Consider the following 11,880-nt stretch of genomic DNA (forward strand, 5'->3'; position numbering starts at 1 on the left):
CAAGTTCAGAGTGCCGCTCGTAGCTGTGCGTTCGTTATGGCCGAGGTGAGTGTCGGCTATGGCCTTAGCCTGGTTTGCATGAGTGCTATTCCCGGCGCCTGGCGGCGCACCGCGGCAGGGGCCGGCCTGCTGTCTCCCGACGGCGTCGTCGCGCCCACCATCTTCGCAGAGATGTCTGCGGCTGCGATGAGAACGGGAGCGATCAATCTCGGGCAGGGCTTCCCCGATGAGGACGGACCTGCCGAGGTTCTCGAAGCCGCCCGCGCCGCTATCTCGCAGGGCGTGAACCAGTACCCGCCCGGGCGCGGATTCGCCGACCTGCTGGAGGCGATCAGCGAGCACCAGCGCCGGTTCTACGGGCTTTCGGTGGACCCTGCGACAGAGGTGATCGTGACCGCCGGCGCGACCGAGGCGCTGACAGCGACGCTGCTGGCGTTGATCGACTCCCCCGATGACGAGGTCGTCGTGTTCGAGCCGTACTACGACTCCTATGCGGCGGCGGTGGCACTGGCCGGTGCGCGACTGCGCACCGTTCCGCTGCGCCTGCCGGATTTCCAACCGGACCTTGAGGTGCTCGCAGCATCCGTCACCGATCGCACGCGGATCATCCTCGTGAACGATCCGCACAATCCGACCGGCGTGGTGTTCTCGTCAGAGGTGAAGGCCGAGATCATCCGCCTCGCCCACCTGCACGACGCGATCATCGTCACCGACGAGGTGTACGAGCACCTCACGTTCACGGCTCCGCACGTGCCGATCGCGACGCTGCCCGGGGCCGCAGAGCGCACGCTGACCATCTCGTCCGGGGGCAAGACGTTCTCGGCGACCGGATGGAAGATCGGCTGGATCCACGGACCCGCCGATCTGATCACCGCAGTACTGACCGTGAAGCAGTACCTCACGTACGTGAACGGATCGGCATTTCAGCCGGCGATCGCCGTCGGCCTGCGGCTGCCGGATGCGTTCTTCGCGGATGCCGCTGCCACCCTAGCCGGTAAACACGAGATCCTCGCGGCCGGGCTTCGCGATGCCGGGTTCGAGGTGATCGCGCCACAGGGCGGATACTTCACGGTCGCGGATGCTTCGGGGCTCGGCGGAACGGATTCGATGGCCTTCTGCAGGGCGATGCCGGACAAGGCCGGGGTCGTTGCGATTCCTCTGGAGGCGTTCGTGAGCGCGGAGCACCGTGGCGATTACGCCGGGCTCGTACGGTTCGCCGCCTGCAAGCGCGTGGACGTGCTAGAGGAGGCTGCGCGGCGGTTGGGCGCCGCCTCGTTCTGAGTCCTCGGTTTCGACTCGCCTTCGGCTCGCTCAACCCGTTTCGTCGCGGTCGCTGCGCTCCCTTGCTCAACGCCCCGCATGACCACCCCGCGGCACGACGCCGTAGCGGCGCAGCCGCAGCACAGGGTTCACCTCGCGCACACGGGCGACGGCATCCGTCGTGAGCTCTGCCACGGCAATGCCCTCGGCGGTGCCCACTCCTGCGATCACCACGCCCTGCGGATCGATGATCTGAGAGTGCCCGACTCCGATCGGCGCCGGGTGATCGGCGGAGATGACGTAGACCGTGTTCTCGATCGCACGCGCCGCGAGCAGCGTCGTCCAGTGATGCTCTTTGAGCGGCCCGCGCACCCATTCCGCCGGAACGACGATGACGTCGGCGCCGGCATCGACGAGCGTGCGGGCGACCTCGGGGAAACGCAGGTCGTAGCAGGTCATCATCGCGACGCGCAGCTCGCCGATGTCGAGCGTCTCGGGGGCGCCGAGTTCGCCGGGCTCGATCCAGTCCGACTCGGTCTGCCCGAACGCGTCGTACAGATGCTGCTTGCGATACGTCGCGCGCAGGCCGGCGGCATCCACCGCGACGAGCGTGTTGCTCACCCGATCCCCCGCCGATTCCACCAGGCCGGCGATGATCGTCACTTCATGAGCGGATGCCGTCGCCTGCAGCGCCAGGACGAAATCTCCATCGAGAGACTCGGAGTTCTCGGCGAGCGTCGCGTCCATCGGATCGACGAAGTAGCTGGAGTACTCAGGGAACACCACCAGGCGCGCTCCCCTGGCTGCGGCATCCGCCGTCAACTCCGCGATGCGGGCGCGATTGTCGGCTCGTGAGGCCGTCGGGCTGAACTGGCAGACGGCGACGGTGAGTGCGGCGGTCTCGGACATGCCTCCATCCTCGCGCAGTTCGCCCGTGGTTAACCAGCGCCGAAACCCGTGTTAGGCTAGTAGACGTGCCGCGGGGTGGAGCAGTTCGGTAGCTCGCCGGGCTCATAACCCGGAGGTCGCAGGTTCAAATCCTGTCCCCGCAACGAGAAGCGACACAAGAAACGCCCCTGATCAGGAGAAATCCCGATCAGGGGCCTTTCGCTTTCCCTCTCGGATTTCACCGAGACGCCAGTTTCAGCGTGAGACACCACGTGCACATTGGTGTCTCAGGCAGTCAATGACGCGTCACGCAACTGATGATGTCTCAGCCTGCGATGACACCCCCCTCACGAAAACGGGCGCCCCTCGCGGGACGCCCGTTTTTGCTGTGTCAGACCTACTCGGCGGCTTCCAGCGCCAGCAGATCGGTGATCGCGGCGGTGAGGCGCTTGTCCGCCTCGGCGAACGCCGTGAGGTCGCCGGCCTTCAGTGCCGCCTCGCGGTCGGTCAGCGCTGTCTGCGCGTCGGCCAGGGCCGCGGCGCGGGCATCCGAGTCGGTGGGCGGGACAGTCGTGCCATCATCCGGCGGCGTCGTTCCCTCGTCCGGCGGCGTCGTGCCGTCGCCAGGGTCGACCGGCTCGACCTCTTCATCTCCGCCACTCGCGCCTGAGTCTCCGCCGAAGATCACGTCGAGCGCCGCCGTGAGCGTGTCCTCGAACGCGATGCTGTCGCCGAACGTGACCAGCACCTTCTGCAGCAGCGGCAGCTGAGTGCCCTCGGACGACTGCACGTACACCGGCTGCACATAGAGCAGACCGCCACCGACGGGCAGCGTCAGCAGGTTGCCGTACTTGACCTCGGACTTACCCAGCGTCAGCACGTTGAGCTTGTCGGCGATCGTCGTGTCGGAGTCGAACGTGTTCTGCACCTGACCCGGACCGGGCACAGTGGTGTCCGCGTCTATCTCGAGCATTCGCAGCTGGCCGTAACCGTCTGCCTTCTCGCCGGCAGTCGCTCCGGCATCCGAATCGACCGCGAGATAGCCCATCAGGACGTTACGGCTCGTCGTCCCCTGAGAGGACGCAGGGATGAACGTCGAGAACATCGAGAACCGTGGCGCATCCTGGCCCGGCATCTGCATCGACAGGTAGTACGGCGGCTGCAGCTGGTTGTCGTTGCGCGGGTCGTTCGGGGTCTGCCAGCGGTTGTCCTGCTGGGCGAAGGATCCGGCGGTGTCGACGTGGTAGACGCCGAGGATCTCGCGCTGAACCTTGAACAGGTCGGTCGGGTAACGCACGTGGCTCATCAGGTCGGCGGACATCTCGCTGATCGGCTCGACGGTCGCGGGGTAGACCTTCTCCCATGCCTTGAGGATCGGGTCTTCGGCATCCCACGCGTAGAGCGTCACCGATCCGTCGTAGGCGTCGACCGTGGCCTTGACCGAGTTGCGGATGTAGTTGATGTCGTCGATCGCGAAGTTCGGCGCTGCGGTGTTCGAATCGGCGATCGCGTCCTGCAGGCTCACGCTCGTCGAGTACGGGTACGTCGAGCTGGTCGTGTAGCCGTCGACGATCCAGACGACCTTGCCGTCGACGACGCTCGGGTACGGGTCACTGTCGAGTTCGAGGTACGGCGCGACCTTCTGCACGCGGCTGATCGGGTCGCGGTCGTAGAGGATCTGGGAATCATCGTTCACGAGGTCGGAGAACAGGATCTCGGCCTCCTGGAACTTCAGCGCGTACAGCAGCTTGTTCAGCGTGTTGCCGACGCTCGGGCCCCCGTCGCCCTCGAACGTGTTCTTCGTCTCGTTCGCGCCGTCCTGGCCGCGCGGGTAGTCGATCTCGACCGGATCGGTGCCCTCCGGCGCGCCCACGATCGAGTACAGCGGCGAGTCCTCACCGAAGTAGACGCGCGGCTCGTACTCCTCGCTTTCCGTCAGGAACCCGGAGGACGGGATGCCGCGCTCGAGGAACACCGGTTCGCCCTCGCTGGTGCGCTGGTTTCCGGCGGCGGCCACGAGGCCGTAGCCGTGGGTGTAGACCGCGGTGCGGTTGTTCCAGCTGTTGCTGTCGCCGAGCTTGTCGACATTGAGCTCGCGCACGGCCACGACGGTGTCCTGCGTCTCGCCGTCGATGTTGTAGCGGTCGACGTCGAGCGTCTCCTGGAACTGGTAATAGTTGCGGAACTGCTCGAGCTGCTGCACCGTCGGGCTGATGATGCTGGGGTCGAGGATGCGGATGGATGCCGTGGTCTCGGCGTCATTGCGCAGCTGCCCCGCCTCAGCAGTGGTCTCCGCCTTGAACGGTGTCACTTCCAGGTCAGCGATGTCGTAGGCGCTCTTGGTGCCGTCGATGTTGCGCTGATAGAACTCGGCCTGGAAGCTGTTCTGGTTCGGCTTCACCTGGAAGGTCTCGACCACCCACGGGTAGCCGATACCGACGACGAGGGAGGCGACGATCAGCAGACCGGTCGCCACCAGCGGGAAGCGCCAGCGGCCGATGATGGCGGTGACGAAGAAGAGGATGGCGACGAGCGCGGCGAGGATCGCGAGGATCGCCATGCCGGGGATCGTGGCATTGACGCTGGTGTATGCCGCACCGGTGATGCGGTCTTCCTCGGTGACGAGCGTCTTGTAGCGGTCGAGCCAGAGGCTGGCTGCCTGCACCAGAAGGTAGAGCCCGGCGAGCACGGCGAGCTGGATACGGGCCGGCTTCGAAATGCGCAGTTCACCCTGGCCGATGCGCACCGAACCGTACAGGTACGACACGAGTGCGGTGACGATCAGGGACAGCAGGATGACGGCAGAGACGAATGCCAGCAGGATCGAGTAGAACGGCATCGCGAACAGGTAGAACCCGGTGTCCATGCCGAACTGCGGGTCGACCTCACCGGTCGCACCGCCGGTGAACCACAGCCAGACGGTCTCCCAGTTGCCCGCGGCGGCGAAGCCGGCGAACAGACCGAAGAAGATCGGCATGCCCCACATGGCCAGGCGGCGCAGCGGCTCGATGACCTCCTGGTAGCGGTCGAGCTGCGAGCTCAGCCGCACGTAGACCGGACGCAGCCGGTACGCCAGCTGGATCACGATGAACAGCGGCACCGCCATCCCGAGGAAGCCCACCACGAACATCACCGCGGTGGCGAGCCACTGCGTGGTGAGGACGTTCGCGAACTGCAGCTGGTCGAACCAGAGGAAGTCCGTGTAGAGAGCGGCGAAGACGAAGAAGGCAGCGATTATCGCTGCGATGATCACCAGCGAGATCGTGATGATTCGTCGGGAGGTACGGGGCGTGGCCGGAGTCGGCGCCGAGGTCGTGGTCACCCGTCTATCCTAGGCGCGGCATTTTGTGTGCGGGCTGTAACAACGGTGACGGAGAGGTCACAGTCCGCTCTCAGCGCAACGTCACGCCGCGGATGCCGTGCACGTGGGCAGCGCGTCGACGTCGCCGCCGTTCGCGATGACCTCGAGCGCGTCGAGCGACTCCTCGAGCGTCGAGGTACTGATCACCTGCAGCCCGTCGGGGACGTGCCCGACGACCTCGTCGCAGTTCGACGACGGGGCGAGGAAGTAGTCGGCACCGGCGTCGACGGCTCCGTAGAGCTTCTGGCGGATGCCGCCGATCGGGCCGACCGTGCCGGCGGCGTCGATCGTCCCTGTGCCGGCGATGTCGTTGCCGCCGGTCATCTCCCCCGGCGTGAGCTCATCCACGATGCCGAGCGCGAACATCATGCCGGCGCTGGGACCGCCCACGTTGTCGAGCTGGATCGTCACGTCGATCGGGAAGTCGTACTGCGTGGTCAGAGTGACGCCGATGAGCCAGGTGTCGACGCCGTCGGTGGTGTCGAGCTCCGGAGTGATCTCGACTCCGATCTGCTGATCTCCGTCACGGAGCACCGTGAGCTCGACCGCGTCGCCCTCGGCTGCCTGGATGGCGGCTCGCAGCTCGGCGGCGCTGGTCACCTTCGTGCCGTCGATCTCCGTGATGACGTCGTTCTCTTCGAGCTCGCCGGCTGCGGGCGAATCCTCGAGCGCTTCCACGACTGTGACCTCAGCGCCGGTGTCGTAGCCGAGTTCGTTCAGCGCGGCAGCCGTCGCCTCGTGCTGCGAGTCGACCATCAGCGCGGCGTTGCGTTCGTCGCGGTCTTCGCTCGTCACGCCCTCGGGGAACACCGCGTCGATCGGGACGACCGCGCGCGACGAATCCATCCAGGCGAGCGCCAGCTCGAACCACGAGGGCGTGCGCTCCCGGTTTCCGACGACCTGCACGGTCAGCAGGTTGAGGCTGCCACCGGTCTCGAATGTCTCCGCGCCGTCGATCGCGATGAGCGGCACGTCTTCGCCGTCTTCACCCGCGGCTGTGCCGAGCGTGTCGTAGACGGGACCTGGGCGCTGGATCACATACGGCGTCGGCAGGAAGGTGAGCACGACGAGCGCGATGAGCGCGACGATCAGCGCCCAGACGCCCAGGCCGACCCTGGGTGTGCGCGTGTGAGCCAAGTGGATCCTCCGTCGTTCGCGACCGGCGTACAGCGATCTGCCCGCGTCGGGGTCGCGTGCAGAATCCTGCAACTAGCGTAGATGTCACGGCTAGCGACGTGCTGAGAGGCGACCGACATGGCAGACAACGACCCCAACCCCGAGGACTTCCAGGAGTTCCTCCGGAAGATGATGTCCGGCGCGGGCGGCGGAGACTTCGACCTGAGCGCGCTTCAGAACGCCCTCGGCGGCGCGGACGGTTTCGAGATCGATCCCGCGATGATGGCCGGGCTCATGCGACAGCTGCAGGGCGCGTTCGGCGGCGACCCGTGGGAGAACACCCTGCGCCAGGCGCTGCACATCGCGAACCGCGAAGGGCAGGGCATCACCGACGGCTCGCGCCACTCCCTCGTGGATTCCTTCGCACTGGCGAATCTCTGGCTGGGCGAGGCGACGACGATCTCGGAGCTCGCCGAGAATCCGCAGGCGATGACGCGCGGCGAATGGGTCGAGAAGACCCTACCGGTGTGGAAGGAGATCGCCGGTCCCGTCTCCACCAGCATCGCGGACGCGCTCACCAGCGCGCTCGACACCCAGGTGCCCGACGACATGCGCGAGGCCATCCAGGGCGCCGGCCAGCTCATGCGCGGACTCGGCTCCTCGGTGTTCGCCGCGCAGTTCGGGCGGGTGCTCGGCAACCTCTCACTCGAGGTGGTCTCCGGAGGCGATGTCGGCATCCCGGTTCTCCCGGCCGGCACGGCCGCCCTGATCCCCCAGAACATCACCGCGTTCGGTGAGGGTCTGGAGATCCCCGAGGATCAGATCGCGCTGTACCTCGCGACCCGCGAGCTGGCGTACGCCCGCCTGTACCGGCACGCGAAGTGGCTGCACCTGCATGTCATGTCGCAGATCACCGACTTCGCCCGCGGCGTGACCGTCGATGTCGAGGCGCTCGAAGACGTCGCGAGCCGCCTCGACCCCTCGAACCCCGAAGAGCTGCGTGCGGCGATCGAGGGCGGCGCTCTGCTGCCCGCGCAGACCGAGGCGCAGCGCGACGCCCTCGCCCGTCTGGAGAACATCATCGCCATGATCGACGGCTGGGTGGATGTCGTCACCGCCGAGGCCACTTCGCGACTGCCCGACAGCGTGCGGCTGGCGGAGGCCGCACGACGCCGACGCGCGGTCGGTGGGCCGGCCGAAGACGCGCTCGGTGCGCTCGTGGGGCTCAAGCTGCGCCCGCGCCGCATGCGCGAAGCATCCGCGATGTGGCGGAAGGTGACGGATGCTGTCGGCATCGCCGCCCGCGACTCGCTCTGGGACTACCCGGATCTTCAGCCGACCGCCGCCGACATCGACGACCCGACGGCGCTGATCGAGCGGCTCCAGGCTCGCGCGCGCGGTGAGGCGCCCGTCGCCGACGAATTCGATGAAGCATTGAGCCGCCTGCTGGCCGGTGACGATTTCTCCGAAGAGGAGAACTCGGACGACGCCGAGCCTGGCGACGCCAAGCGTGACGCTGAGTCGGACGACACCGAGCCGGGTGACGCCGAATCGGGCGATGACGAGAAGAACCAGGGCGGCGAGACCCCGGTCTGAGCGCGGGCGCCCTGATTCTGGCGGTCCTGAGCAACTCTGGCGGCCAGACGGGCGATCTGCGACCGCCAGAGTTACGGCTGGCCGCCAGAATTGCCCGCGAGTACGGCCAGAATTACACGCGAGCACGGCAACAGTCGCGCCCACTCGCACTGCACATCGGCCGCAGGCACGGTTTTCTCCACTGATCAGCCTTCGCCGCCCCACGGGGAACGGCCGGTGGGCAGAATCGGTGCATGTCGCCCATCACACCGCCCACGCTCACGCGTCTCGATCCTGCGTACCCCCTGCTGTGGCGCGACGTCGACACCGTGCAGTTCGGGATGGAGGGCAGCGTGCGGGTGTCGGTCTCCGAGCCGTGGGTCGACCGGCTGCTGCAGTCGCTGCGGGATGGATTCCGCCCGAGCGCATTCGACGTGATCGCGCACGGTGCCGGCGCCCCGCGAGACGCCGCCCGCGACTTGCTCACCGCCCTCAAGCCCGTGCTGCGCACGGACCCGCCTCCGCTGCCGCCCATCTGGATCGAGAGCCTCGACATGACCGATTCGCGGATCGCGGCGCGTACCGAGATCGCCATGGTCGACGAGGGCTTCCGCACGACCGTGCGCGGGCACCCCGGCGCTGTGGCCGTCGTGCTGGTGGAGGGTGCGGCATCCGCCCGCCAGTTCGCGAATCACCTGCGCGACGACCTCACCCACCTCCCGATCGCGTTCGAGGCGGGCGGCACGACCATCGGTCCGCTCGTGGTCCCCGGCCGCACGCCGTGCCTGTCGTGCCGTGACGCGCACGAGCGCGAGCGCGACGCGGCGTGGCCGACGTTGCACGCGCAGCTGGTGGGCACGGCATCCGGCCGCATCACCGCCGCACGCACAGCCGAGGCCGCCGCGCTCGCCGCGCGCATCCTCGCCGAGCCGGGCCGCACGAGCAGGTCGGTGCGGATCAGCCCCGACGGCCGCCGCGTCTGGCGTTCGGTGCGCTTTCACGCAGAATGCCGGTGCCGCGAGCAGTCGTTCCGATCTCCTGAAGGAAGCGAGACGGCTGACGCTCCCCTCGCCCTGCGGAATGCGACCACGACAGTGCGAGAGTTCGAGCGGCGCGCGTGATGCCGACGTAGGCGAGTCGCCGTTCCTCGTCGATGGCATCGAAACCGGTCGCATACGAGATCGGCAGCGCACCCTCCGTCCACCCCGCCAGATGCACGTGCGGCCATTCCAGGCCCTTCGCCGCATGCAGCGTCGACAGTGTCACGTTCTCGACGGTCGGCTCATGCTGGTCCTTCGCCCGTGCCATCAGCGTCTCGCTGAAGGACCGGAGCGTGGTCTCGCTCGGCGCCTCCTCCGCGAGGCGCAGGATGGCGCGCCGCGCCTCCCAACCGTCGCGCTGGGCGCCTCCCGCGGCAGGGGGTTCATCGCTGAGGCCGAGCTCGCGCAGCACCTTCTGCACGTTCGAGAGGAAGCCGCGTTCCGTCGGCGCGACGGAGGCGCCTCGAAGCGCGAGCACGGCCTGACGCACCTCCGGCATGTCGAAGAATCGCTTGCCGCCGAGCACGCGCGATGCGATACCCGCCTCGCCGAGAGCCTGCTGGATCACGCCGGATTGCGAGTGCGCCCGGTACAGCACGGCGATCTCGGACGGCGAGGCGCCGGCAGCGATCCGGGCGGCGATCGAGGCAGCGATACCGGCGGCCTCTTCCGTCTCATTTCCGTAGGCCGTGACGGTCGGCGTCTCTGCAGTGAGCGACTCGCGGGCCGCGACGAGTTCGAGCGCGCCGGCGCGGCCCTTCATCAGCGCGTTGGCAGCGGCGAGGATCGGGGGCTGAGAGCGGTAGTTCGTCTCCAGGCGCACGACCGTGGCATCCGGGTAGCGGCGTCCGAACTCGAGCAGATACTTCTGATCGGCACCCGCGAACGAGTAGATCGTCTGACTGGCGTCGCCGACGACGCAGATGTCGCTGCGGTCGCCGAGCCACATCTCCAGCAGGCGGTTCTGAAGCGGCGAGACGTCCTGATACTCGTCGACGGTGAAGTGCCGGTACTGCTCGTGCACGGACGCCGCGACGCGCGGCTCCGCCTCCAGCATTCCCGCGCATGCCAGCAGCACGTCTTCGAAGTCGAGCTGACGACGGTCATCTTTGAGGGTCTCGTAGCCCTGCTGCAGTGCGGCGAGCTGCTCGGTGCTGATCCGCCCGACAGAGCGTCCGAGCGCGGCGTGCTGCTCGATCGAGAGCATCGAGACCTTGCGCCATTCGATCTCGCTGGCGACGTCGCGGAGCGTCGCCGTGTCCGGACGGAGACGCAGCTGCTCGGCGGCCTGGCCGAGCACACGCACCTTGTTGTCGATGATGCTCGGTGCGGGGGATCCGGCGAGGGTCGGCCAGAAGAAATTCAATTGCGCGAGGGCGGCCGCGTGGAAGGTGCGGGCGACGACCCCCTCGATGCCGAGGCCGCGCAGGCGTCCACGAAGCTCACCCGCTGCCTTCGCCGTGAATGTGACGGCCATGACACGACTCGGCGAGTACGCTCCGGTGTCCACACCGTGCGCGATGCGATGCGTGATGACACGGGTCTTGCCCGTACCGGCACCGGCGAGCACGGCGACGGGACCGCGCAGCACGGATGCCGCTTCCCGCTGCCGTTCGTCGAGCGCGTCGAGCGCACTCACTTCGACTCTGCGTTCTGACTCGCCGCGCTCACTCGGCGACCCGCTCGTTCATTGCACCCGGCGCCCGATCCTCGTACCAGCCCTGGATGAGAGCTCTCGCGATGGACGCCGGCCCTGGCAGGCCCACCGGGCCCCCGCCATCGAGCGCGCTGCCGATCTCATCGCGCGTGAACCAGCGCACGTCGATGATCTCCTCGCCATCGGGGCGTGCGCGGCGTTCGTCGGATGCTGTCGCGCGGAATCCGACCATCAGGGAACGCGGGTACGGCCACGGCTGCGACCCGATGTAGCGGACCGAGTCCAGCCGAACGCCGGCCTCCTCCTCGATCTCGCGGTGCACCGTCAGCTCGAGCGATTCGCCCGCCTCGACGAAGCCCGCGAAGCAGGAGTACATCCGACCATGCCAGTTCGCGTTCGCACCGAGCAGCAGCTTCTCGCCGTCCTCGCTCTCGACCGCGACGATCACCGCGGGGTCCGTGCGCGGGAAGATGTCGTGCTGGCAAGCGCTGCACCTGCGCGACCATCCGCCCTGACGGAGTTCGGTGTCTGACCCGCACTTCGCGCAGAAGCTCGCATCACTCAGCCAGCCGGCGAGCGCGATCGCTTCGACGAGGAGCTCGGTGTTCTCCGGGTCGAGGAGACCACCGGTGTCGCGGAGGCCGAGCCATGTCTCGGCCGGTGCCGCATCGATGGATTCTGCGGAAACGGCCTCAACAGCGAGGAGGAGGGGTCCGGTGTCGCTGTGCCTGCCGAGCAGTGCCCATTGAGCGTCTGCGACCTCGTCAGCGGCGACGGTGACCAGCACGCCGTCGGCGATGCGGACGCGGCCGTCGCGCACGACGACAACGCGGACATCCCCGGATGCGCGCAGCGCCTCGAGGATCCCCGGCTCATCGCGCAGATGCGCGGCGCGGTCGAACAAGGCACGGCGGACAGTCATCGACTCCCTCTCTCGCAGGCGTGGCGTAGGCGCAACAGCACCCGAGCGGACCTAACCTGGG

The 11,880-nt window shown here is 67.7% G+C and carries 7 protein-coding genes and 1 tRNA gene; 3 read left to right on the forward strand and 5 right to left on the reverse strand.

The window, feature by feature from the left end; translation table 11 throughout:
• Nucleotides 1-78 precede the first annotated feature (78 nt).
• Complete coding sequence (locus IEV67_RS07285; RefSeq protein ID WP_188435928.1) at nucleotides 79-1,281, forward strand: aminotransferase class I/II-fold pyridoxal phosphate-dependent enzyme; 1,203 nt, start codon at nucleotides 79-81, stop codon at nucleotides 1,279-1,281.
• Between the two features lie 66 nt (nucleotides 1,282-1,347).
• On the opposite strand, the gene IEV67_RS07290 is transcribed toward IEV67_RS07285, so the two are convergent.
• Nucleotides 1,348-2,169: a carbon-nitrogen hydrolase family protein gene (locus tag IEV67_RS07290; protein WP_188435929.1), complete on the reverse strand. Its 822-nt coding sequence runs from the start codon at nucleotides 2,167-2,169 to the stop codon at nucleotides 1,348-1,350.
• Nucleotides 2,170-2,238: 69 nt separating this feature from the next.
• On the opposite strand from IEV67_RS07290, the gene IEV67_RS07295 reads away from it, so the two are divergent.
• A tRNA-Met gene (locus IEV67_RS07295) sits at nucleotides 2,239-2,312 on the forward strand.
• A gap of 233 nt (nucleotides 2,313-2,545) precedes the next feature.
• Here the strand turns inward: IEV67_RS07295 and IEV67_RS07300 are convergent.
• Both IEV67_RS07300 and IEV67_RS07305 read right to left on the reverse strand, forming a co-directional pair.
• On the reverse strand, nucleotides 2,546-5,470 hold the full coding sequence (locus tag IEV67_RS07300) for a UPF0182 family membrane protein (protein ID WP_188435930.1): 2,925 nt from the start codon (nucleotides 5,468-5,470) through the stop codon (nucleotides 2,546-2,548).
• An 81-nt stretch (nucleotides 5,471-5,551) separates the two neighbouring features.
• Complete coding sequence (locus IEV67_RS07305; protein ID WP_188435931.1) at nucleotides 5,552-6,646, reverse strand: YlbL family protein; 1,095 nt, start codon at nucleotides 6,644-6,646, stop codon at nucleotides 5,552-5,554.
• Nucleotides 6,647-6,763: 117 nt separating this feature from the next.
• On the opposite strand from IEV67_RS07305, the gene IEV67_RS07310 reads away from it, so the two are divergent.
• A complete protein-coding gene (locus tag IEV67_RS07310; protein ID WP_188435932.1) occupies nucleotides 6,764-8,221 on the forward strand; it encodes a zinc-dependent metalloprotease in 1,458 nt (485 codons plus the stop codon).
• Nucleotides 8,222-9,157: 936 nt separating this feature from the next.
• Here IEV67_RS07310 and IEV67_RS07315 read toward each other — a convergent pair.
• Nucleotides 9,158-10,879 (reverse strand): ATP-dependent helicase, encoded by a 1,722-nt coding sequence (locus IEV67_RS07315; RefSeq protein WP_188435933.1) that lies wholly within the window; start codon nucleotides 10,877-10,879, stop codon nucleotides 9,158-9,160.
• Between the two features lie 28 nt (nucleotides 10,880-10,907).
• The gene (nudC, locus tag IEV67_RS07320; RefSeq protein WP_188435934.1) at nucleotides 10,908-11,819 is read right to left on the reverse strand and encodes an NAD(+) diphosphatase; all 912 of its coding nucleotides are present in this window, start codon (nucleotides 11,817-11,819) and stop codon (nucleotides 10,908-10,910) included.
• Nucleotides 11,820-11,880: the final 61 nt, after the last annotated feature.

Source organism: Microbacterium murale, from assembly GCF_014635185.1.
Taxonomy (GTDB): Bacteria; Actinomycetota; Actinomycetes; order Actinomycetales; family Microbacteriaceae; genus Microbacterium; species Microbacterium murale.